The following is a 22,483-nucleotide window of genomic DNA, read 5'->3' on the forward strand; positions in this document are numbered from 1 at the left end:
CGGCTCACGCTTACGCCCGCACGTCGTCGGGCAACGCGAGCACGAGCGCCCCCTCGAGCACCGCCGCGTCGCCCCGGTCGCTGACGGTGACCTCGGGCGTGTCGACGACGAGTTTCGGCGGGAGTCGGTCCCGGATCGGATCGACGATCGTGTCCGGGTTGTTGGTCACGACCGCGCCGCTCAGCGTCACGACGTCTGGCGCGTACGCGTGCACCACGTTCGCGACGCCGAGCACGTTCAGCGCCGTCACGCGGTCGATCACGTGGTCCGCGAACGCGTCCCGGCCCGCGTACGCGAAGACGTCCGCGGCGGTGAACGACTCGTCGTCGATCGGCAGCGCCGTGTCGGACGTCCCCTCCTCGAAGAGACGTCTCGCGAACCGCGGAATGTTGTTCCCCGAACAGTACGCCTCCCAGTGACCCGGCTGCCCGCAGCCACAGGTCATCGTTCCGTCCGCGTCGATCGTCTGATGGCCCACCTCGCCCGCGTTCGAGTTCCGGCCCCGCAGGAGGTCACCGTCCGCGATGACGCCCGCGCCGATCCCCGAGGAGATGGTGAGATACACGAGGTCGTCGACTGCCGGATGCGCGTGGAACCGGTCGCCGATCGCGCCCGCCTGCGTGTCCCCGCGAAGGGTCACCGACTCGGGGTCGAGATCCAACAGGGTCGCGACGGGCTCGACCAGGCGGATACCGTCGATATCGTCTCCGAGGTTCGACGGGACCGTCACCGTCCCTGCGTCGACGTCGAGCCGCCCCATCGAGGCGAGCCCGGCACCCGCGACCGCAGCCGGATCGACGGCCGCCTCCGCACACGCCGCCCGGACGACTTCGCGAACGGCTTCGGTGACGGCCTCTCCGGTCGGTCCGTCCGGCGTCGGTTCGCGTGCGCTCGCCGAGATCGTCGCCGTCTCGTCCCCGACGGCCGCCCGGACGTTGCTCGCGCCGAGATCGACGCCCACGTAGTGTGGCATCGACGGTCACTCGAAGATCCGCACGTCGTCGATCGTCACCGACGCCTCGTCGCCGATCTCGAAGCCGGTCTCGTCGGATTCGATCTGGATCTGTCGGTCCCGTCCGGCCGTCGCGATATACCGCGTCGATGAACCGTGGTACTCCTTGTTCGTGATCCGTACTGCGAGTCCGTCCGTCTCCGCTCCGTGCAGACGGACGTGTTCCGGGCGGACGACGACCGTCGCCTCACCGACCGCATCGACGTCCGGGATCGGGAGCGAGAGGTCGCCGTCGGTGAGGGTTGTGACCCCATCCTCGACGCCGATCCGGCCCGAGAAGGCGTTCGCGTCGCCGATGAAGTCGGCGACGAAGGGGTTGGCCGGCTCGTCGTATACCTCCTCAGGGGTCCCTATCTGCTGGATCTTCCCGTCGCGCATGATCGCAAGCCGATCCGACATACTCATCGCGCTCTCCTGATCGTGGGTGACGTAAAAGAACGTGACCCCGGTCTCCGACTGGATCCGGGCTAATTCGACTCGAAGCTCCTTGCGAAGCTTTCGGTCGAGACTCGCCAGCGGCTCATCGAGCAGGACGATCGGCGGCTCCTTGATGAGCGCGCGTGCGAGCGCGACGCGCTGCTGTTGGCCGCCGGACATATCTCGAACGTCCCGGTCCTCGTACCCCGCGAGGTCGACGAGTTCGAGGTACTCGGCCACGCGGGCGTCGATCGTCTCCGCGTCGACGCCGTCACGTTTCAGTCCGTACGCGAGGTTCTCACGGACCGTCAGGTGTGAGAACAGCGCCAGCTCCTGAAAGACCAAATTGACGTCCCGCTCGTTCGGCGGCACGTCGTTGACGACCTCGCCGTCGATGTGGACGGTTCCGTCGCTTTGCGTCTCGAACCCCGAAACGATCCGGAGCGTCGTGGTCTTGCCGCTGCCGCTCGGTCCGAGTAGGGAGAAGAACTCCCCCTGTTCCAACTCGAAGGACACGTCGTCGCAGGCGACCACGTCCCCGAATCGCTTGATGACACCGTCTACCGTGAGAGCCGCAGCCATGGAACGTGATACTAACACTGCCTATAAGGATGTTTCGGGAGCCGACCGGCGAAAGGGTCTCGTCGCGGTCGGTCAATCCTGCGGGACGTCGCGTTCGGTCAGTCCTCGCCCGTCCCGCCGAGCCTGGCGGCGACCAGGTCGCTGCCGGCATCGAGGAGCGGCTCGAGTCGGTCCGGATCGGTGGTCTCGGCGTACACCCGGATCTTCGGCTCGGTTCCGCTCGGGCGGAGCAGAACCCACGAGCCGTCATCGAGCAGGAACTTGAACCCGTCGACGGTGACGGTTTCGGCAACCGGATCGCCCGCGATCCGGTCGGGGACGTCGGCCTCGAGCGCCTCGACGAGCCGGGGTTTCGCCGCCTCGTCACACGCCACGCTCCGTTTGTCCGCATAGATCCGCCTATGCTCCTCGAAGAGTCGGTCCAACCGGTCATCGAACGGTTCGACGGCGGCCACCGCCGCCGCAAGTAGCGCGATCAGGACGCCGTCCTTGGTGCCGATGTGGCCGCGGATCGTGTACCCGCCGGACTCCTCGCCGCCGAAGAGGCCGTCGTGGGTCGCCATCCCGTCCGCGATCCACTTGAACCCGACCGGGACTTCGTGGACGTCGACGCCGTGTGCTTCCGCGATCCGATCGATCAGGAACGTGGTCGAAACCGTTCGGATGGCCGGTCCCGTCGCGTCCGCGTCCGTCAGCAGCGCCTCGAAGAGCACCGCGAACAGGAGGTGCCCGCTCAACACCCCTCGATCCGGAGAGCAGACCGTGATCCGGTCGGCGTCCCCGTCGTTGGCGATCCCGAGGTCGGCATCGTGTTCGGCCACCGCCTCCGGGAGCCCCGCGAGCGTCTCGGGGCTCGGCTCCGGAGCCTGACCGCCGAAGGTCGGGTCCCGCTCACAGCGGCGCCGGATCACGGTCGCACCGGCCTCCTCGAGCAGCGTGTCCGTCACCCCGCGGCCGCTCCCGTAGATCGCGTCGTAGACGACCGTGAGGTCGGAGAGGTCGACGTCGAGGAAGTCACCGACGAGCTGTCGGGAGTGCTCGGCGTGCAGCGCCACCGGGTCGAACCGTTCGACCGTCCCGTGGTCCGTCTCGGGGAGCGCTGTCGGCGCCCCGAGCCGCGCCTCGATGGCGTCCGTCACCGACGGCATCGCGGAGACCGCGTCCCCCGGGATGAACTTGATGCCGTTGTACTCGGGCGGGTTGTGGGAGGCCGTCACCATCACCCCGCCGCAGTAGTCGCCCCGGGCGACCGCGTACGCGAGGACCGGCGTCGGGCGATCCCGATCGGTGACCGAGACGTCGAACCCGTTGGCCGAGAGCACGTCCGCAAGGCTTTCGGCGGCGTCTTCGGAGGTCGCCCGCGCGTCGTATCCCACCGCGACGGCGCCGCCGGTTTCGACCGCCGTATCGCGGAGATAGGTCGCGATCCCCTGTCCGACGATGCGCACGCGCTCGTCGCTGAAGCGGTCGCCCCGTGCTCGCCAGCCGCCCGTGCCAAAGGTGATGTCGTCCATACCGGTTCCTCTCCACAGCGGAGTATAAATGCTGCCGAAACCTGCCGCCCCAAGGGGCTCCTGCACGGTCGCCGAGATGGACGAGCGTCCCTGACGCCGTGGCGCTCCCGTCATCGACGGGATGGTGACACCACGACACTACCGATCGAATATGTGACTTCCTATCAATACTCTACGATATCATACACGTTCGATCCGTTCGCGTCCTGCACGGTACTTACAAAACGGGTGTTCGAACCTGTATGCCGTCTCTCTCTTTAGTATGCGGTTGATACAGCATCTGCGTTGGTGATTCGATCGACGAACGTCGATCGTCCATCGCAGTCCGATGATCGTTGCCCTATTCAGCAGATTCGATGTACGGGAGCGCTGTAGCGTGTCGTCTCTCGTATTCTCTCGTATTCTCTCGTTCCTCTCGGGCCTCTCGGGCCTCTCGTCCCGCTCGGCAGCCTCGTCCAATCCCCGGAGATCTATCTGATTGATGTATATTGTTGATAACCTATATTTGTGCCGTGTCACCTCGTTCGGCGGACTCATCACACTCGGCGGACTCATCGCTCCGAGTGTCGTGATGGCGACGGCGAAACCGTACGCGAGATGGGGATCGGCGGGAGATGCTTCGATCGCCTGGATTCTCCGTCGTCGACGCGATCAGGCCGGAACGGCCGCGTCGGGGACGACGCCGTCCTCCCAGCCGCGGGCGTCGTAGTACTCCCCGAGGGCCTCCTCGAGGTCCGGCAGGTCGTACGGGAGCGTGTCGTCCTCGCGGTCGAGACCGCGCTGGTTGTTGAAGTGGCGCTCGAGCGTGACGATGCGGTCACCGACGGCGAGGAGGTCCTCGAAGTCGGCGCCGAACAGCGCCTCGTAGCGGTCCGGGTTCATGTAGTCCCGGGAGAACTTGCAGACGACGCCGGCGTCGTTGACCGCCATCAGGTTCTCGCGCTCGACGAGCCGGTCGGCCTTCCCGAGGGTGCCCTCGGGATCGAGGGCGTCCTCCTCGGGAACCAGGGGATACTCGACGGAGTAGAAGACCGAGTACATGTGGTCCGCGCCGCGGTTGGAGACGGCGTAGGAAAGCCCCTGTCCGTGAAGGACGCGCCCCTCGTGGGCCGCGAAGTCCATCCCCTTGACCGTCCAGTTCTCGACGCCGAGCTCCTCGTAGCATCGGTCGATCCCCTCCGCAAGCGTGTCCCCGATCCCCTCGCGGCGGGCGATCTTCTCGACGGTCTCGTGGATCAGATCGACGTCGCCGAACGCATCCTCGCTGGCGAGGTAGGCGGCCACGGTGTTGCCCGCCGAGATCGCGTCGAGGCCGTACTGGTCACACAGCTCGTTGGACTGCATCACGTCGACGATGTCGTCGACGCCGGAGTTCGAACCGAACGCCATCGCGACCTCGAACTCGGGGCCCTCGGTCTCGACGCCGCGCTCCTCGTCCCTCGTCGGGAGCTTGCACGCGAACGCGCAGGCCGAGCAGGTTCCCTTCTTGTACTTTTTCTCCTCGACGGCCGAGCCGTTGATCCCCTCGACGCCCGCGAACTCGCGCTCGGAGAAGTAGTAGGAGGGCAGCCCCTCCATCGCGTTGGCGAGATCCATCACCGCGACCGTCCCCTGTCGCTTCATGATGTTGTCGTCGGTGGCGGCCTCCCGATGGATCTCCATCTGGGTCGACGGGATCTCGATCTCGGGTGCCGAGTCGCCGCCGACGGTGATCGCCTTGACGTTTTTGGACCCCAGGACGGCGCCGAGCCCGCCGCGGCCGAACGCACGCTCCTCGGAGGTCATGATCGAGGCGAACCGGACCTGGTTCTCGCCGGCCGGGCCAATGACGGCAGTCTGGTCGGCGGTGATGTCGTGTTCTGCCTCCAGGTACGCCACCGTCTCGCCAACCGTCTCGCCGGCCAGTTCCGGAACCGGCTCGAACTCGACGCCGTCATCGCGGATGTGGATCGCGATCAGCTCGTCGCTTGCGCCGGTGATCTCGACCGCGCTGTAGCCCGTGTCGGCGAAGTTCCGGGACATAAAGCCGCCGGCGTTGCTCGAGAGCAAGCCGTCGGTCAGCGGCGAGACGCCGGTACAACTCATCCGCCCCGTGAAGCTCATCGTCGACGACTGCATCGGCCCCGTCGAGAACACGAGCCGGTTCGCCGGCCCGAGCGGGTCGGCGTCGAACGGGATACGCTCGTGGGTGAGTCGGGTGCCGACGCCCCGGCCCCCGATGTACTGCTCGTTGATCTCGGCGATGTCCTCACGTGCCGTCTCCCGGCTGCCGACGTCGATCGTCAACAGCGGACCGCGGTTGTGGAGCATACGTGACGATCTGCAGTGGACGGTAATAAACCTTCATCGACGGTCGTCATCGAACGCCGCTCCGTCCCCAATGGTGTCAGATGTTTATCGTTATTTTGGGGATATCACGGCCGGATACACCTGGGTGTCGTTTGAATCCAGTTCGAATATTTGGTCTCAATATTACTCTTGCTTGTCTATCCGTTTCGCTTCCAATGGATGGGTGAATGTATATACTCGCCGTCGGATCGAGATTTCGGAGTATATCAACGACAGACAACACATCGAATGAGCCGATACCGGGATTCACCACCGGCTTGAGCAGGCGGATGGTACTGGTCGCCGAGGTGGCCGAATACGACGGCGCATCCGGACGCTACGAGACGGCGCATCCGGACGCCACGAGACGACGCGCTATTCAAAAACACCGGCACTGATCGATCCGACACACCGGCACTGATCGATCCGACACACCGGCACTGATCGATCCGACACACCGACGCGGATCGATCCTACTCGAGGATCACTTCGCAGGCGCCGACCGGGAAGCTCACCGTGACGTCGTCGCCGGCCTCGAACTCGTCGACTTCCTCGTTGACCTGCCGTTCGACCTGGAAGGTGTGGCCGTCGACGTCGACCTGGTACACCTTCAGCGATCCCTTATAAATGGCGTCGGTGACGGTCCCGGTCCACTCGTTGGCGTAGCCGCGGCTCTCGCCGGGTGGCGTGAGGACGACCTCCTCAGGTCGGACCGAGACCCCGACGGATCGACCCGCGTGGTCAGGATACTCGCCGATGGCGACGTCCGGCCCCTCGTCACTCTCGAGGACGGTGCCGTCGTCGTCGATCGTCCCCTCGAACAGGTTCGTTTCGCCGATGAACGTGGCGACGAACTCCGTCTCCGGCGACTTGTACAGCGAGTCGGTCGGCCCGACCTGCTCGATCCGGCCGTCGTTCATCACCGCGATCCGGTCGGACATCGTCAGCGCTTCCTCCTGATCGTGAGTCACGTAGATGAACGTGATCCCCAACTTCTCCTGGATATCCTTGAGCTCGACCTGCATATGCTGGCGGAGCTTCCGATCGAGGCTCGCCAGCGGCTCGTCCAGCAGGAGGACGTCCGGCTCGCGGACGATCGCACGTGCCATCGCGACGCGCTGTTTCTGGCCGCCCGACAGCTCGGTCGCCTGGCGCTCGTGATAGCCGGGCAGCTCGACCATCTCCAGCGCCTCCGTGACGCGTTCCTCGCGCTCGTCCTCGGGAACGCCGTCCATTTCGAGGCCGAAGGCGATGTTCTCCTCGACGGTCATGTGCGGGAACAGCGCCCACTCCTGGAACACCATACTGGTGTTGCGCGCGTTGGCGGGTACGTTCGTCACGTCCTCGCCGCTGATCGATACCGTTCCGTCGGTGGGGGTCTCGAGGCCGCTTATCATCCGCAGGGTGGTCGATTTCCCGCAGCCGGACGGGCCCAACAGCGTGAGGAACTCGCCGGCCTCGATCTCGAGGTTCACGCCGTCGACCGCGACGACGTCGTCGAACTCCTTTCTGAGCGCGTCGAGTTGGACGGTACCGCGCGTCGACGCCGCCGCGGCGCCGTCCATTGACGGGGTCGTTCCTCCGTTCCGGTCCGCCGCCTCGTCGTGGTCCGTCTCGGCCGATTCCTCGGGGTCGTGTGTATCCATTTTGGTACTCATAATGAACTCCCGGGTAATGAACGCCCGGGTGTTGACCGCTGCTGCGGGCGCTTAGATGCTGCTTTCGGCCTTCGCTTCCTCCCACATATCCGTCCACTGGTCGGTCATGGGGGAGAACTCGTAGGGCGTGGTTCGGTTGGCGATGTCCTCGGCCGCGTCGAAGCCTTCGTCGGTGAACATAAGCGCCTCCTGTTCGTCGGCGCTGAAGAGGTCGAACGACTCCGTGTTGACCGGCGGGCTCTTCGCGGCGGGCTCCCAGGCGATGCTGCGCTGGCCCTCGGGGGAGATGACGGTGTTCATGAACTCGATCGCGAGCTCGCGGTTCGAGGGGTCCTTCACAAGACACAGCCCCTCCGTCCACTGCATCCCGCCCTGCTCGGGCAGGACGACGTTGACCCAGTCGTTGCCCTCCGCGCGCAGCTCCGACATCGTGAAGTTCCCGACCGGCGAGATGACGATGTCCTCCTGGAGGAACGCCTGACGGATGGCGCTGGTCCCGCTGTAGATCGCGGTGAACTGGTCGAACATCTGCACCAGGTGGTCGAAGACGTCGTCCAGCTGCTCGTCGGTCTGTTCGAACGGCGGGTATCCGAGCGTCTGTGCGATCTTCGGGATGTTCCAGGTCGGCCAGTCCATGATCCCCATTCGATCGGTATACTGCCCGTCCGGCCCGCCCGTCCAGAGGACCTCGTAGGAGTCGTAATGGCCCTCCTCGACCTGGTTCGTGTTGACTGTCAGCGTGTCCCATCCCCATCGGGTCGGGAGCGCGTACATCTCGTCGTCGTACTCGAAGGAACTGAACGGCCACTGGAACTCGCTCAGGAAGTTGTCCATCGCCGGGAAGTCGTCCGGATTCAGTGGCTCGATCGTCCCCGCCTCCGCGTGGCGGGCCGCCCAGGTGTTGTTAAGCGTGAGCAGGTCGTAATCCTCCGTCCCGCCGCTCTCGAGGATGTTCAGCCCCTCGGGATCGCTTGAGAGGAGGCTGATGTTGACCGTCGCGTCGTGTTCCGATTCGAACGCATCAACGATCGTGTCCGTGCCGTACCCCTCCCAGGTGAGGACGTTCAGTTCGGTCGTACCGCCGCCGCCGAGACAGCCGGCCACCGCCGCGGTTCCGACCGCGCCGGCAGCCTGAACGAACCGACGGCGTGACGCCGCGGAGTGCCCGGATCCGGTCGTGTCACTCGAGTCAGGTGTGGGGGAAGTCATCTTGGGTCTACAGTAGCATGCCTCGCTATCGTATATAAATCTTTCTTATTTATCCATCATTTTGGGCGTATCGTACGACCGAGTTCAACTACCTTGCCCTTTCTTGAATTTTAGTTCGATTCAAGCGGGATCGCGCCACGCGGCCCATCGTTGCGTCGCCGCCCCCTCCCCCCGTCTTGCCGCTTTCGTGGCGCCGTCGGCCGTGAACCGGATACGTCTCCGAACTGTGGGTGTCGCGATCGGAAGATATATTGGATAGAGTTCGATCAAAGGGGAGTATGGTGGAGACTCACAGTAGAACAGATACCATAGTTCGAACCATACTCGATCGCGTCCGCGAGTCGAACAGCTTCCTCGTGACCGGCGGGCCCATCCTCCTTCTCGAGGTGCTGTTCTTTCTGGCTCCCGTGGCGATCATGTTCTACATCGCCACGACCGGGATGGAAAGCCTCGCGTTAACGGTGGATTTCGGCCTCAGTAACTACACCGCGGTGTACACGAGGGCGGCCAACCGGGTGGCGTTCATCAACACGACGCTGATCGCGCTGGTGACGACCGCGACGGCGGTCGTCGTCGCCTATCCGTTCGCCTACTACATCGCCCGGTTCGGCGGGAAATACAAGAACATCCTGCTCGTGCTCGTGATGATCCCCTTCTGGACGAATTACATCGTCCGCGTGTACGGCTGGCAGATCATTCTCGGCACGCAGGGCGTGCTCAACGGGCTGTTGGTCTCTCTTGGGATCATCAACGAGCCGATCGGCTGGCTCCTGAACACCAAGTTCTCGATCTGGCTCGGCTTGACCTATCTCTGGTTGCCCTTCATGATTCTCCCGCTGTACACGAGCCTCGAGAAGCTCGACGAATCGCTGATCGAGGCCGCCTACGATCTGGGAGCGAGCCGACGTGAGGTGTTCAAGCGGATCGTTCTCCCGCTTTCGATCCCCGGGCTGGTCGGGGGGATCATCTTCGTGTTCATCTTCAGTATGGGCGCGTACATCGTGCCCGCGATGATCGGCGGCGGCGAACTGTTCGTCGGAACCCGGATCGCGTACGCCTTCGGCATCGGTAGCGACTGGCCGCTCGGGGCTGCCCTCGGCAGCGTCCTGATGTTGATCGTCGGCGGCGTGCTGTGGAGTCTGATGGGCTACACCAATATGGAGGAGATGTTCTGACGATGAGCGTCGACGCCACACCCTCCGACGGGACCGCCGCCGAGGAGTCCGCAGGCCAGTCGCCGATGAATACGGTGTTGAACGCCGTCAGTGGATACTGGATGCCGGTCTGGGCGATCCTCGTCTTCGGGTTCCTGTACGCGCCGATCGCCGTCCTGATCCTCTTCTCCTTCGAGCAGGGAACCTTCTCCGGGTTCCCCTGGGACGGGTTCACGATGCAGTGGTACGTCCAGATGGTCAACGACGACCGACTCATCCAATCCACGCTCAACAGCCTCTACGTGGGCGCGTTCGTCACCACTGGCGCGACGATCCTCGGCACGCTCGGGGCGATCGCCTTGGTTCGCGGCAGCTTCCGCCGGAAGGGACTGTTCCGCGCGCTCGTCATCGCACCGATGACGATTCCCGGACTCATTCTCGGGATCGCGTTGCTGCTCTGGTTCAACATGATCGGGTTCAACACGTCGCTGCGCACCGTGATGCTCGGACAGCTCGTCTTCGTGACCCCGTTCGTGCTCATCACCGTGAGTGCGCGCCTGCGCGGGTTCGACCCCGAGCTCGAGGAGGCCGCCCGCGATCTGGGTGCCAGCAAGTGGCAGACCTACCGCCGGGTGACCCTGCCGATCCTGATGCCCGGGATCATCAGCGGCGCGCTGTTCGCGTTCACGCTCTCGTTCGACGACTTCCTGATCGCCTTCTTCACCAGCGGCGTGGAGAACACGCTCCCGATCTACATCTGGTCGAAGGTCCAACACGGGACTGACCCGGTCATCAACGCGATCAGCGCGATGGTGCTGCTGTTCAGCATCTCGCTCATCGTCGTCAGTGAACTGCTTCGACAGCGGTAGGGTCGCTCCCGTTTCGAACGCCGTTCGCTTCCGCGACGTGGTCGACGTTTTTCCCACACGGCGCCTGACGGTCTGCTCACACGTACACGCCGGTTGGCGCGGTCGAACCGATCGCTTGAATGGATCGCCCGAACCGATCGCTTTCAGCCGTGACGTGGGAGCTCCGAGAGGACGTCGTCCAGCGCCGCAAGGAGTCGGTCCGCGTGTTTCCGTTCGAACACCAGCGGCGGTCGGATCTTCAGGACGTTTCCGTCCGCGCCGGTTGACCCAATGAGTACCCGGCGCTCACGGAGTCCGTTGACCACCGCAGTCGTCTCGTCGGGTGCCGGCTCCCACGTCTCGCGATCGCGAACGAGCTCGACGCCGATCATCAGTCCGCTCTGCCGAACCTCGCCGACGAGTTCGTGGTCGGCGCCGAGTTCCCGCAGTCCGTCTCCCAGGCAGGCGCCGACGTCGACGACGTGGTCCAACAGGTCCCGGTCATCGATCTCGTCAAACACCGCCAACGCGGCCACACAGGAGACGGGGTTCCCGCCGAAGGTGCTGAAAAAGCCGGTTCGGTCGTACAGGGCCGACGCGACGTCCGACCGCGTCACGACGGCAGCGACCGGGTGTCCGTTGCCCATCGGCTTGCCGAGCGTGACGACGTCGGGAACGACGTCCGCGTTCCGGAAGCCCCAGAGGGCCTCTCCCGGTCGGCCGAACCCGGACTGTACCTCGTCCGCGATGACGAGTCCTCCCGCCTCGCGAACGCGATCGGCCATCGACGTCAATCGTTTCTCGTCGGGCGGATGGATCCCATCGCTCGTGAACAGCGGATCGAACATCCACGCCGCGGTTTCCGTCCCCCGTTTCTCGAGGGTTGCCAGCGACTCGGTCATCTTCTGGACCGGATCCGTCCCTGCTCGGTCCCCGTGATGAGCATCGTCGATCGGGGGAGCGACGGTCTCGACGTGGTCCGGATCCATCCCCTCGGGCCAGATCGTCGGGGACTGTGCGGTCGTCGCCTCCGTGATCCCGTGATACGCGTTCCTCGAGACGATCGCGCCGCCGTTGCCGGTGGCAGCCCTGGCCAGTCGCCACGCGGTGTCGGTCGCTTCGCTGCCGGAGTTGACGAACAGGACGCGATCCAGCTCCTCGGGCATCGTCGCCAGGATCCGGTCGGCCAGCTCCACCGGCGCTTCGTGAAGGTACCGCGTGTTGGTGGCCAACGTACGGGCCTGTCCCGCGATGGCGTCCGCGACCGCTGGGTTCGCGTGCCCCACGACGGGGACGTTGTTGTACGCATCGAGATACTGGCGACCGTCCGGGTCGAACAGCCACACTCCATCGCCGTCGACGAAATGAACGGGGTCGTCATACGAGAGCGGCGACGATCCGAGCACGTCCCGTCGTCGAGACAGTAATTCAGACGTGTCCGTCCGAGAATACGGGACGGCTCCGGATTTCGCGGCGGCTTGGAGGCGGCGACCGACGGCGTCCAGCCCCCGTTCATCGAGCGATCGCAGGAGGTCCCACCCGTCATCGACGCCGTCCACGCTGTGGGCGTCCGTCTTTTCGGGATGCTCCGCGAGCCGCCACGCGACGGTGACGCCCCAGGTGAGGTGTCGTGCCGCGACGAGATCCGCCAGCAATTCCGCCTCCTCGTCCTCGAGGGGTGTGACGCTGACGTACCCTCGGATCACGTCCTGGGCCGCCTCGATCGGGTCCTCGCGACGGTACATCACGCTCGCCACCGCCATCACCAGGTCACTCACGAGCGCGGTGTGGGTGAGATCGCCGAAATCGACGATGCCGCCGACGCGATCGGCACCGTTCAGGAGGACGTTATCCAGCGTGAGGTCGTTGTGGATCACCTGCGCACGGAACGAATCGAACTCGGGCTCGACCCGGTCCTCGTACCGATCGAGGATCCGTTCCGCGAGCTCGCGTCGCTCGGCGTTGGTCACGCTGTCGAGCAGCGACCGAAGTTCGGGGACGTGCCGCAGATCCCACAGGATATCGTAGTCGGCGTCGGGATGGAAGAAGCCGCGCAATGCTTTCCCGAGCCGTGCCACGACCGCCCCGTATTTGAAGAGCGCCTCCGCGTCGAGGTCCTGGCCCGGAACGGGGCGTCCCGGAACGTGGGTGAACAGCCGCACGTGATACGTCTCGTCATCCTCGATGGTCGTCCATAGCGATCCATCGGTCGTCGGCACCGGCTCCATCACCGGGAGGTCGGGATCGGTCCGTTGGATATGACGCAGCGCCTCCGTCTGCAGATCGAGCGATGCCTCGTCATCAGCCGGGCTGGAGACCTTCAGGACGTACGCCTCGCCGTCGTCGACGTCGATCCGAAAGTTCTGGTCCCGTTCCCCGCCGAGTTCGGTGGCCGTCCCCTGGGTGCCGAACTCCCGCTCGGCGATCCGCGCCGCCCGCCGTTCATCTATGGTCGGGGGTTGTACGACAAATGGCTCTATCAAGGTGGCTGCATCCGTCATAGGTCTTCTCTACGCGCTCCAACGAAAGGAACCATACTGAGTGTTTCCCCGTCCCACCAGAGGGACCCCTAGACCGTCTTCACGTACTGGTCGCGTTCCCAGTCGGTGACGTGGTTCCGGAACGCCTCCAGCTCGCGCCGCTTGGAGGCCGCGTATACGCGCACGACGTCCTCGCCGAGGAGATCGACCATCGCGTCGTCGGTTTCCAGCGCCCGCAACGCGACCTCCGGCGAGCGCGGGAGCACCGGCCGATCGTCGGTCGGGTCGCCGGTCGTCGGGGTGGGCGGCTCCAGCTCGCGCCGGAGCCCGTCGAGACCGGCGGCGATCGTCCCGGCGATGACGAGGTAGGGATTGGCGTCGGCACTGGCGATCCGCGTCTCCGTCCGGACGACCCCCGGCGGCACGCGGACCGCGGTCATCCGGTTGTCGTACCCCCACGAGGCGGTGTAGGGCGCGAACGAGTTCGGCTCGAACCGTTTGAAGCCGTTGATGCTTGGCGTCCCCAGCGCGGCCAGCGCGTCGGCGTGGTCCATCAGGCCGCCGACGAAGTGCCGGCCTCGCTCGGAGAGGGTTCCGTCCGCGTCACCCGCGTCGGCCGTCTCGAAGACGTTCTTCTCGTCGTCGAACGCGCTCACGTGGAGGTGGTAGCCGCTACCCGACCGGTCGTCGAACGGCTTCGCCATAAACGTCGGCCACTGGTCAAAGCTGCGGCCGGCCTGCTTGACGAGCCGCTTGAAGTCGAACGTCGTGTCCGCCTGTTCGAGCGGGCGGCCGTAATCGAACAGCACTTCCAGTTGTCCGGGCCCGTGCTCGTGGTGGAGTGCGGTGAGATCGATGCCGTAGTCGCCGGCCCAGTCGACGATCCGGTCGTAGAATCCCGCGACCTCCTCGGTCGCCCAGGAGACGCACTCGTGGTTGTCGTCGGTGGCCGGGGTGAACTCGCCGTCGGGGGTCTCCTCCAGGAGGTAGAACTCCAGCTCGCTGCCGGCGTAGAAGTCGAATCCGAAGTCGTTGGCCGACAGCACCGATTCGAGCACCGCCCGCGGCGAACACGCCAACCGCTCGTCCTCGTGGAAGAACCGACACAGGACTCGCACGGCGTTCTCGCGCCAGGGGAGCCGCATCGTCGTCTCCGGAATCGGATGCACGGTTCCGTCGGCGTGACCGATCTCCGCGCCAAGCCCGGATCCCTCGGGGACGTGGTTGCGCGGCGTCTGGGCCAACAGCACGAGGTTCATCGCGAACCCGTCCGCCCACTTCTCGAGGAACGCGTCCGCGGTGAGCTGTTTCGACCGGGAGATCCCGTTGACGTCGGCGAACTCGATGAACACGTGGTCGATCGCGGGATCCTCGATCGTCTCGACCATCCGGTCTGCCGCCTGGCTCATTCGAGCATCGCCTCCCTGCGGGCCGATCCCCAGCGGGCTGATCCCCAGCTGGTCGATCGCTGTGTGGTATCTAGTCTCATTGGTTATGTGCCACCGTCTGGATGTGGGTTACAGTCAAGGTACAATAATTTATCCTTCTTGGGATACGAGGGACGATCGATGATCCTCGTCCTCGACGACGAAGTACAGCCTGAGTACCGATACCTCGGCACGGAGATCGCCGCGTTCACGCCCGATAGCGAGTATCACGTCTACGCGGAGGACCCGGAGACGCCTCCGCTCTCGCGGTTCGACGGCGTGATCGTGAGCGGCTCCACCGCGAGCGTCTACGAGGACGGCTATGACTGGTTCGACGACCAGCGCTCGCTCGTTGAGACGTGTCGGGAAGAATCGATCCCGCTTTTAGGCGTCTGTTTCGGCCACCAACTGATCAACGACGCCTTCGGCGGCGAGGTGATCGAGGATCGCCGCCGGGCGACGTTCGTCGAGATGACCACGCTCGACGCGGACGACCCGATCCTGGCGGGCGTGAACCCGGTCGTTCCGGTGCTTCACTCGGACCTCGTCGTCGAACCCGGCGAGGGAATGGAGCCGATCGCCGAGACCGACTACAACAACCACTTCTGCACCCGCCACGTCGACGCGCCGATCTGGACCGTGCAGTTCCATCCCGAGTTCACCGAGCGCGTCCGCGACCGGCCGAGCGACTGGTCCGACGGCGATCACTCCTTCGGCGAGTGTAACGCGACGGCGGTGTTGGAGAACTTCGCCGCGTACTGTCGGGACCGATAGCGCGCGAAAAAGCCGATAGCACGGGAACGGCCGACGGCTACCTCACTCGAAGACGGCGGCGAACGATTCGTCGAGCGCGTCGAGGGCCTCCTCGACGTCGTCCTCATCGATGCATAGCGGCGGCGAGAGGGTGATCTGGTAGTCGGGCCGGCCGAGCCCCACGAGGACGCCGCGATCCTTGGCCTCGCCAAGGACCTCGCTGACGGGGTTGTCGACGTCGTCGTCGACCCAGGAGTTCGCGAACGGCTCGCCCGTCTCGGGGTTCTCCACCACGATACCCCACAGGAGCCCCTTCCCGTGAACGTGGGAAATCTCGTCGTACGAGTCCGCGAGATCGTGAAGGCCCTCCTCCAACAGCGCACCCATCTCCCGGCCGTTCTCGATGAGGTGGTCCTCGTACTCGTCGATCGCCGCGAGTCCGGCGGCACAGCCCAGCGGGTGGCCCGCGAAGGTCTGTCCGACATCGGTGCCGTCCTCGCGGATGTCGTCGGCGATCTCCTTGCGCATCAGGACGCCCGCAAGGGGAACGTACGCGCTCGTCACGCCCTTCGCGAAGGAGATCATGTCCGGATCGACGCCCTCGTCCTGCATCGCGAACATCTCGCCACAGCGGCCGAATCCCGCGATCACCTCATCGGCGATGAGCAGGACCCCGTACTCGTCACAGATCTCCCGCAGGCGCTCGAAGTAACCCTCGGGTGCGGGATAGGCACCGCTCGAACCCGCCACCGGCTCCATCAGGATCGCGGCCACGGAGTCGGGGCCCTCGTTGCGGATCACGTATTCGACGTGGTTGGCGGCCTGTTCGGCGAGCTCCTCGCCCTCGGCGTCGAAGACCGACGGGAGGGGCGGCAGGAACTTGCCCGATCCGGTCACCGCGGCGTGGGAGTTGACGTTGTTCCGCGTGCTGGGGTCGGCGGTGAGCGCCGCGGTTCCGTAAGTGCTGCCGTGATAGGACTGCCACCGGGTCAGGACCTTCGAGGCGTCGCGGTACTCGCGGGCGTACTGGACGGCCAGCTCGTTCGCCTCGCTACCCGACACCGAGAAGACGACGTCGGTGAGCGGCTCCGGCGAGACCTCGGCGAGTCGGCGGGCCAGCTTCGTCCGCGTGTCGTTCTCCTTGCCCGAGGAGACGTACGGAATCCGGTCGAGTTGCGTCTTGACCGCGTCGATGATCGCCTGGTTGTCGTGGCCGGCGTTGACGCAGTAGAGCGACGCGATGAAATCGAGATACGACTCACCCTGGTCGTCGATCACCCGCGCACCCTCGCCGTGGGTTATCGGCGCGCTGTCGCCGTCCGGATCGTACCAGTGGGGGATCCAATCTGGATCGTCAGCCAACTGTTGTGCACTTTGATCGGAGCTCATCCGAGTAAATCCTTCACGGTCATACTATATATTAGTTGTGCGTCACCGGCGGAACGGCGATGTACCGGCGGAAGACGGCCGTGAGGCCGTCGTTCGGTCCCGTCACCGATCGGTGCCGCAGGGCTGTGGCGGCCCGTCCCGCGGAGTTGGATAGGATCTAACGAGACGTTCATCGGTGAAAGGGAAGACAAGGTTTCCGGAATAATTGGTTTTATTATCCTAGACTCGAGAGAGTCTGGTATGTCTGTCCTGTTGCTGTCCAGCGAGGACGTCGAAACGCACGCCCGTATGACCGACGTCATCCCGGCCGTCGAGGAGGCCTTCGCGGCCTACGAGCGCGGCAGCGTTCAGATGCCCGCAAAATCATACATCGAACTGGAGCGGTACAACGGCGACTTCCGGTCGATGCCGGCGTATATGGATGCCGGCGACTGGGACGCCGCCGGGATCAAGTGGGTCAACGTCCACCCAGACAACCCCGAGAAACACGATCTGCCCACGGTGATGGGGACGATGATCTACTCGGACCCCGAGACCGCGCTGCCGCTGTCGATCATGGACGGTACGGCGCTGACGATGCAGCGCACCGGTGCCGCGGCGGCGGTTGCGACCGACCATCTGGCGATCGAGGACGCCTCGACGCTCGGGATCGTCGGCGCCGGCATCCAGTCGTACACCCAGGTCGAGGCGATCGCCGAGGTGCGACCGATTACCGAGATCGTCGTGAGCGATCTCGATGAGGATCGGATCGCTCGGTTCATCGACCACTTCGAGGACGACTTCGACGTTCGCGCGGGCTCGATCGCCGAGGCCGCCTCCTGTGACGTCCTCTCCACGGTCACGCCCGTGCGCGAACCGATCGTGAGCCTCGATGACGTGGGTGAACACACCCACATCAACGCGATGGGCGCCGATGCGGCGGGCAAACAGGAGCTCGAGACCGCGGTGTTGGAGGCTGCCAAGTTGACGATCGACGACCACGCGCAGACCACCCACTCCGGGGAGATCAACGTCCCCTACGGACGGGGAGAGATCGAGGATCCCCACATCTACGCCGAGATCGGTGAGATCGTCGCCGGGGCCAAGCCCGGCCGAACCGACGACGACGGGATCACCGTGTTCGACTCCACCGGCCTGGCGATCCAGGACGTCGCCGCCGCGCGCGTCACCTACGAAGCGGCCAACGACGCGGACGCTGGGACGACCTTCGACCTGATCGATACGTCCTGATACAGTCGGACGAAACTCCGCGAGGAGTTTCGCCCGCCAGTAGTCACCGAGTTGGAGTGTGCTCGAGCCGCTCTCGCCCGGGCTATCGTCTGATTCCTCGCAATTCTCCGTCCTCGTCGACGGACGGGTTGGGTATCGTCGTCGGTCACGTACGTTTGTCCGACAGTATGTCGTGATCAAGGCGGTCACCGACGCGAGACGGCCCACCGGCCGAAAGAGTGAGATGACCACCACCCGTGCGGCCGATATGACACGCACGGCGACCGTGTTCCGGCACGGCAGCTTCTGGTACACGACGATCCCGCCGGCGAGAACGGGGCCGAGTGGACCGGGCGGCTCGCCTACCGCGAGCACCATCCGGATCGACCCCGAGTGGGTCCGCACCATCAACCGGATCCTCCGGATGGAGATCTCCGACCGGATCGAGTGGGTAGAACCCGATCTGCAACTCGTCAGCGCCGGCCAGGATCCGGGGGCGGTCGATCCGCTCGCCGGGATCGACGCGAACGTCGACGCCGATACCGTCGCGGATGCCGCGACCACCACGCGGAGTACTGGTCGACGCTCGAATGAGCTGAATTCCCATCCAAGAGTGAGTAATAAATCAGGATATTGTTCCGAGTATCGTGGTATTTTGAACTTTTATTCATAATTCCTGGCAGGGGAAACAAACTTACAACGCTAAGCGTGTAATAACGTTCCAGAGTGATCAAACAGTCACATGGTGTCACGACGGACACCCGGCAGAAGGGCGATCGATGCTCGAACGCGCGTGCGAAACCCGTTCCGATGGGAAAGAATTAATACGTAAGTCGAACTATGCTTCCATAACTGAACGTGGTTCAAACACACACGGAACGGCGGTCGGTTCGTCGGCGTCGAGCCACGTTCGAGCCCGCGACACCTATGGACGAAAAAGACCTGCGTATCCTCAAGACGATCGCATCGGAACGGATCAACAGCCCGGAACGGATCCACGAACACACGGGGATCCCCAAATCAACCGTTCACTACCGGATCGAACAGCTTCGAGAAAAGGGCGTCATTCTGAACGATCTTTACGAGATGGACCTCTCGAAGGTGGGACTCTCCATCGTGTTGATAAGCGAAGTGTACGCCGAGTACGAGGAGGATTACCACGAGTCCGTCGGCGAGCGGATCGGCGAGATCGAAGGGGTCAACCAAGTGTACTTCACGATGGGCGATACCGACTTCATCGTCATCGCCCACGTCACCGACCGGCGGATGGTCGAGGACCTCGTGGAGTCCTACGAGTCGATCGACGAGATCCGCCGCACCAGCTCGAAGTTCGTGATCACCACGGTCAAAAACGAGAGCCACCCGATCAACGACTTCGAGCACGAAACGCTCGTCGAGGCGATCCTGGAGGAGTAGGCGGTCTGGCCAGCGATTCCACCTCCCGGGGAACCGTCACCGCGTCCGCCATCCGGATAGTCCTCAGCTCGTCGTTTCGGCCGTCGTTCAGCTTACCGGTCGCTCCTCACTCACTCACTCGCGTCGATCGTCTTGGGTCACGTCAGCATCACGCTCCCGTTCGTGATTCTCGTGGTCTTCGTTAGGGCTGCAACGTGAGAAGGCTCAAACATAAGATATCTGAAACGTGAGACGAGCCGAATTTCGGCTGGTCAATGGCTGCAATCGCTCACCTCGCGGTTGTCGCGACTGGCTCACGTGGATTTTGTGGAGCGACAGCGGCCGCCGACTGAGCTGATGAAGCTCGGTATTCGGCTGTATGTGATAATTATCATTGTAAAATACTATATTTAAATTTGAAACGTTTCGTGTCTATTGATCATAAAATGGCGTTCACGACTGGATACAAAAAGCCGATCGATAGCCCGCCAGCGACGCGAGTCCGAATCAGATCGCAGTTGAGGAAACGGTGGTCCGAATTACTGGACAGCGGTTCTGGCCGTCTACTGTCTCCGATCCAAAAAACCAACAGAGTCCGGTATGTAAGGCCGTATAAGACGACAAGAACAGTAGTAATGCAGCAATTTCTTCACGGGCTTCGTGAGAAACACGACGGTGAAAACGCCGGTTTCTCGTCGATTATGGAGAATATCTCGCAACTTCGCTCCGTCGGTCTAGGCTTCGATTCCGGACAATTCGTCACGGAAATCGGCACATCATTACATATATATTTATAGATATACAATAGAATATATTATTTTCATCAATATTTTAGGTATGCTGATCCGACAACCGTCGAAACCTTGGTTCAGGCCTTTTGTGTCTGGTGAAGATCGCTTCCCTACACAGGATGGTCACGCTTGTCCGTAGTGGCCGGCCGAGAGGATCAGGCTGGCTGTGGTGCCCTGCACTGTGTTTGTGGTGTCCTGCACTGTGTTTGTGGTGTCCTGCACTGTGTTCTGTGTGTGACCGTGGAAGGGGGTGACCGATGGCCACCGGTACGGACTTCCTGGTCCACCCCATCCCCACGAGACTTTTTACCCCGCACGTTCTATGGTCGGTATCTGAATGAGCGGACGTAACATATCCGCCGGCGAGTCCGACGTCGAGTCGGCCGCCGGTGGCGACCACGAGGCCGCCCGGGCGGACCTCGACTGGTGTCACGAGGCGGTGCAAGGCGTGTCGCGCACCTTCGCGCTGACCGTCGACGTGCTCGAGGAGCCGATGGCGAGCCACATCTGTCTCGGCTATCTCCTTTGCCGAGTCGCCGATACCGTCGAGGACGCCGGCCACATCCCGCCGGCGGCCCAGACCGAGCTGCTCGAGACCTACGACGCCGTTCTCGATCCCGACGACGACACCGACATCGACGAGTTCCGCGCGGCCGTCGACGAGTGGGTCCCGCCCGAGGCGGAGCGGAACGCGGACTGGGCGGTCGTCGCCCGGTCGCCGACGATCGTGGCGACCTTCCAGGAGTTCCCCGAGGACGTTCGGGCGGCCATCGTGCCCCCGGTCCGCGAGATGGTTGACGGGATGGCGATGTTCCTCGACCGGCACGCGGAGGCGGGCGGGCTCCGGATCGACGACCGTGACGAGCTCGAGCAGTACTGTTATTATGCCGCCGGCACCGTCGGCACGCTGATCACCAACCTCCTGACCCGGGCTGACGTCGACGACGATCGCGTGCAACGGCTCTACGACACCGCCGAGGAGTTCGGCCTGCTCCTCCAGCTCGTCAACGTCTCGAAGGACGTCTACGACGATTACACCGCCGAGAACAACGTCTACATCCCGGCCGAATGGCTCGCCGCCGAGGGCGTCGACCAGGAGTCGATCGTCGACCCCGAGAACCACGACTCCTCTGCCCGCGTCGTCGACCGGACCGCCGAGTACGCCCACTCGTTCCTCGACGACGCCCAGGCGTACTTGGAGACGATGCCGCTGAAACACGGCAACACGATGGCCGCCTGGAGCGTCCCCTACCTGCTTGCGGTCGGAACGCTTCGGGAGATCCAGTCGCGCCCGGAGGACGCGCTCACCGAGACCGGCGTGAAGGTCTCCCGCAAGGAGGTGTTTGCGGTGATGTCAGCCGCCAGCGACGCCGGTCGCGACTCGCTTGCCGACCTGCGGGAAACGATCGCGAACAAGCCGTTCCACCGCGCGATGAGCGCGGGCGAGTAGCCGGCACGCCACTCGACGCCGACACGCGTTGCCGGAACCGGACGCTCGGTGATTCCCCCGCGGTCCCCTGTCGCCATCCCCACCGATGACCATCACCCGACTCACACACCTCGCGCTCGAGGTCCAGTCGCTCGATCGCGCACGCGAGTTCTACGAGGATCGACTCGGGCTCGGCCACGAGCGCATTCACCGGACCGATCGGGAAGTCGCCTATGCGGTCGGTGATACCGGGTCACGCCTCGTGCTCCGCCGCCCACGGTCGATCCCGCGTGGCGGCGTCCACACCCATTTCGCCCTCTCGACGACCGCTGACGCCTACGACGCCTGGATCGATCGCTGTGCGGATCTCAATCCCGTCGAACGGACGTTTGGGGCGTATCGGTCCCTGTACGTCGATGACCACGACGGGCATTGCGTCGAGATCGGGACGCTCGAGGGGACTGACGACGCCGGCACTCGTGGAGACACGCCGGCACTCACAGGGATCTTCGAGGTCGTTCTCGAGGTCACGTCCCTGGATCGGAGCGAGGCGATCTACCGTTCGCTCGGCTTCGAGGTCGTCGATCGCGGCGACGACCGACCGCGTGTCCGCCTCCAGGGGCCGTTCGATCTCGAACTGTGGGAACCACACATCGGGATCGCCGACGCGCGTGGTGGGTGTCACGTCGATCTCGGACTGGCGAGCGACGACCCCGACGCCGATGCCGATCGGCTCGCGGACGCGATCGCGACGGCGGGTTCGGCGGATTCGGTGGGTGGAACCGATGCGACTGGGGAAGCAGCGACCGAGATCGTGGAACCGATCGACGGCGGCGTCCGCGTTCGCGATCCGGACGGACACCGGATCGCGATCGTCGCTGAGTGACC

At 64.2% G+C, this 22,483-nt stretch carries 17 protein-coding genes and 1 pseudogene; 9 read left to right on the plus strand and 9 right to left on the minus strand.

From position 1 onward, the window contains the following. Positions 1-10: 10 nt before the first annotated feature. The 6 genes from BLW38_RS04805 to BLW38_RS04830 form a co-directional block, all read right to left on the minus strand. A complete protein-coding gene (locus BLW38_RS04805; protein WP_092815010.1) occupies positions 11-973 on the minus strand; it encodes an ROK family protein in 963 nt (320 codons plus the stop codon). 6 nt (positions 974-979) lie between these two features. Further along, on the minus strand, positions 980-2,011 hold the full coding sequence (locus BLW38_RS04810; RefSeq protein WP_092815013.1) for an ABC transporter ATP-binding protein: 1,032 nt from the start codon (positions 2,009-2,011) through the stop codon (positions 980-982). Between the two features lie 98 nt (positions 2,012-2,109). Next, a complete protein-coding gene (locus BLW38_RS04815) occupies positions 2,110-3,525 on the minus strand; it encodes a phosphohexomutase domain-containing protein (RefSeq protein ID WP_092815016.1) in 1,416 nt (471 codons plus the stop codon). Between the two features lie 651 nt (positions 3,526-4,176). After that, the gene (locus tag BLW38_RS04820) at positions 4,177-5,835 is read right to left on the minus strand and encodes an aldehyde ferredoxin oxidoreductase family protein (protein WP_092815019.1); all 1,659 of its coding nucleotides are present in this window, start codon (positions 5,833-5,835) and stop codon (positions 4,177-4,179) included. A 491-nt stretch (positions 5,836-6,326) separates the two neighbouring features. Continuing rightward, a complete protein-coding gene (locus BLW38_RS04825) occupies positions 6,327-7,511 on the minus strand; it encodes an ABC transporter ATP-binding protein (RefSeq protein WP_245710047.1) in 1,185 nt (394 codons plus the stop codon). A gap of 51 nt (positions 7,512-7,562) precedes the next feature. Continuing rightward, positions 7,563-8,720 (minus strand): ABC transporter substrate-binding protein, encoded by a 1,158-nt coding sequence (locus BLW38_RS04830; RefSeq protein WP_092815022.1) that lies wholly within the window; start codon positions 8,718-8,720, stop codon positions 7,563-7,565. Between the two features lie 278 nt (positions 8,721-8,998). Between BLW38_RS04830 and BLW38_RS04835 the strand changes: the two genes are divergently transcribed. Then, positions 8,999-9,895 carry an ABC transporter permease gene (locus tag BLW38_RS04835; protein WP_092815025.1) on the plus strand — a complete coding sequence of 299 codons (897 nt, stop codon included), beginning with the start codon at positions 8,999-9,001 and terminating at the stop codon, positions 9,893-9,895. 2 nt (positions 9,896-9,897) lie between these two features. Continuing rightward, positions 9,898-10,743 (plus strand): ABC transporter permease, encoded by an 846-nt coding sequence (locus BLW38_RS04840; RefSeq protein WP_092815028.1) that lies wholly within the window; start codon positions 9,898-9,900, stop codon positions 10,741-10,743. A 143-nt stretch (positions 10,744-10,886) separates the two neighbouring features. On the opposite strand, the gene BLW38_RS04845 is transcribed toward BLW38_RS04840, so the two are convergent. Both BLW38_RS04845 and BLW38_RS04850 read right to left on the minus strand, forming a co-directional pair. Further along, a complete protein-coding gene (locus BLW38_RS04845; protein ID WP_092815031.1) occupies positions 10,887-13,223 on the minus strand; it encodes an aminotransferase class III-fold pyridoxal phosphate-dependent enzyme in 2,337 nt (778 codons plus the stop codon). Positions 13,224-13,291: 68 nt separating this feature from the next. Continuing rightward, positions 13,292-14,611 carry a glutamine synthetase family protein gene (locus BLW38_RS04850; RefSeq protein WP_092815034.1) on the minus strand — a complete coding sequence of 440 codons (1,320 nt, stop codon included), beginning with the start codon at positions 14,609-14,611 and terminating at the stop codon, positions 13,292-13,294. A gap of 159 nt (positions 14,612-14,770) precedes the next feature. Between BLW38_RS04850 and BLW38_RS04855 the strand changes: the two genes are divergently transcribed. Beyond that, positions 14,771-15,403: a type 1 glutamine amidotransferase gene (locus BLW38_RS04855; protein WP_092815037.1), complete on the plus strand. Its 633-nt coding sequence runs from the start codon at positions 14,771-14,773 to the stop codon at positions 15,401-15,403. Positions 15,404-15,445: 42 nt separating this feature from the next. On the opposite strand, the gene BLW38_RS04860 is transcribed toward BLW38_RS04855, so the two are convergent. After that, positions 15,446-16,771 (minus strand): aminotransferase family protein, encoded by a 1,326-nt coding sequence (locus BLW38_RS04860; RefSeq protein ID WP_092815040.1) that lies wholly within the window; start codon positions 16,769-16,771, stop codon positions 15,446-15,448. A 240-nt stretch (positions 16,772-17,011) separates the two neighbouring features. Here BLW38_RS04860 and BLW38_RS04865 point away from each other — a divergent pair, with 240 nt between their 5' ends. The 6 genes and pseudogenes from BLW38_RS04865 to BLW38_RS04890 all read left to right on the plus strand — a co-directional run bounded on the left by BLW38_RS04865 (position 17,012) and on the right by BLW38_RS04890 (position 22,481). Further along, positions 17,012-18,001 (plus strand): ornithine cyclodeaminase family protein, encoded by a 990-nt coding sequence (locus BLW38_RS04865; RefSeq protein ID WP_092815043.1) that lies wholly within the window; start codon positions 17,012-17,014, stop codon positions 17,999-18,001. A gap of 247 nt (positions 18,002-18,248) precedes the next feature. After that, a complete protein-coding gene (locus tag BLW38_RS04870; RefSeq protein ID WP_143040796.1) occupies positions 18,249-18,653 on the plus strand; it encodes an arginase family protein in 405 nt (134 codons plus the stop codon). Positions 18,654-18,907: 254 nt separating this feature from the next. Next, positions 18,908-19,396 carry an Lrp/AsnC family transcriptional regulator gene (locus BLW38_RS04875; protein WP_092815049.1) on the plus strand — a complete coding sequence of 163 codons (489 nt, stop codon included), beginning with the start codon at positions 18,908-18,910 and terminating at the stop codon, positions 19,394-19,396. 258 nt (positions 19,397-19,654) lie between these two features. Next, positions 19,655-20,265 (plus strand): annotated as a pseudogene (locus tag BLW38_RS04880) (IS6 family transposase). Between the two features lie 238 nt (positions 20,266-20,503). Further along, positions 20,504-21,616 (plus strand): phytoene/squalene synthase family protein, encoded by a 1,113-nt coding sequence (locus BLW38_RS04885; RefSeq protein ID WP_092815052.1) that lies wholly within the window; start codon positions 20,504-20,506, stop codon positions 21,614-21,616. An 85-nt stretch (positions 21,617-21,701) separates the two neighbouring features. Further along, on the plus strand, positions 21,702-22,481 hold the full coding sequence (locus BLW38_RS04890; RefSeq protein ID WP_092815055.1) for a VOC family protein: 780 nt from the start codon (positions 21,702-21,704) through the stop codon (positions 22,479-22,481). Positions 22,482-22,483: the final 2 nt, after the last annotated feature.

This window comes from Halopenitus malekzadehii (assembly GCF_900108505.1).
Taxonomy (GTDB): Archaea; Halobacteriota; Halobacteria; order Halobacteriales; family Haloferacaceae; genus Halopenitus; species Halopenitus malekzadehii.

What these genes read in the sequence shown, in the direction of transcription:
- BLW38_RS04835 (WP_092815025.1), top strand. Translation starts at nt 8,999, where the DNA reads ATGGTGGAGACTCACAGTAGAACAGATACCATAGTTCGAACCATACTC.
- BLW38_RS04830 (WP_092815022.1), bottom strand. Translation starts at nt 8,720, where the DNA reads ATGACTTCCCCCACACCTGACTCGAGTGACACGACCGGATCCGGGCAC.
- BLW38_RS04885 (WP_092815052.1), top strand. Translation starts at nt 20,504, where the DNA reads ATGAGCGGACGTAACATATCCGCCGGCGAGTCCGACGTCGAGTCGGCC.
- BLW38_RS04810 (WP_092815013.1), bottom strand. Translation starts at nt 2,011, where the DNA reads ATGGCTGCGGCTCTCACGGTAGACGGTGTCATCAAGCGATTCGGGGAC.
- BLW38_RS04815 (WP_092815016.1), bottom strand. Translation starts at nt 3,525, where the DNA reads ATGGACGACATCACCTTTGGCACGGGCGGCTGGCGAGCACGGGGCGAC.
- BLW38_RS04865 (WP_092815043.1), top strand. Translation starts at nt 17,012, where the DNA reads ATGTCTGTCCTGTTGCTGTCCAGCGAGGACGTCGAAACGCACGCCCGT.
- BLW38_RS04850 (WP_092815034.1), bottom strand. Translation starts at nt 14,611, where the DNA reads ATGAGCCAGGCGGCAGACCGGATGGTCGAGACGATCGAGGATCCCGCG.
- BLW38_RS04890 (WP_092815055.1), top strand. Translation starts at nt 21,702, where the DNA reads ATGACCATCACCCGACTCACACACCTCGCGCTCGAGGTCCAGTCGCTC.
- BLW38_RS04870 (WP_143040796.1), top strand. Translation starts at nt 18,249, where the DNA reads ATGACACGCACGGCGACCGTGTTCCGGCACGGCAGCTTCTGGTACACG.
- BLW38_RS04860 (WP_092815040.1), bottom strand. Translation starts at nt 16,771, where the DNA reads ATGAGCTCCGATCAAAGTGCACAACAGTTGGCTGACGATCCAGATTGG.
- BLW38_RS04855 (WP_092815037.1), top strand. Translation starts at nt 14,771, where the DNA reads ATGATCCTCGTCCTCGACGACGAAGTACAGCCTGAGTACCGATACCTC.
- BLW38_RS04875 (WP_092815049.1), top strand. Translation starts at nt 18,908, where the DNA reads ATGGACGAAAAAGACCTGCGTATCCTCAAGACGATCGCATCGGAACGG.
- BLW38_RS04840 (WP_092815028.1), top strand. Translation starts at nt 9,898, where the DNA reads ATGAGCGTCGACGCCACACCCTCCGACGGGACCGCCGCCGAGGAGTCC.
- BLW38_RS04825 (WP_245710047.1), bottom strand. Translation starts at nt 7,511, where the DNA reads ATGAGTACCAAAATGGATACACACGACCCCGAGGAATCGGCCGAGACG.
- BLW38_RS04805 (WP_092815010.1), bottom strand. Translation starts at nt 973, where the DNA reads ATGCCACACTACGTGGGCGTCGATCTCGGCGCGAGCAACGTCCGGGCG.
- BLW38_RS04820 (WP_092815019.1), bottom strand. Translation starts at nt 5,835, where the DNA reads ATGCTCCACAACCGCGGTCCGCTGTTGACGATCGACGTCGGCAGCCGG.
- BLW38_RS04845 (WP_092815031.1), bottom strand. Translation starts at nt 13,223, where the DNA reads ATGACGGATGCAGCCACCTTGATAGAGCCATTTGTCGTACAACCCCCG.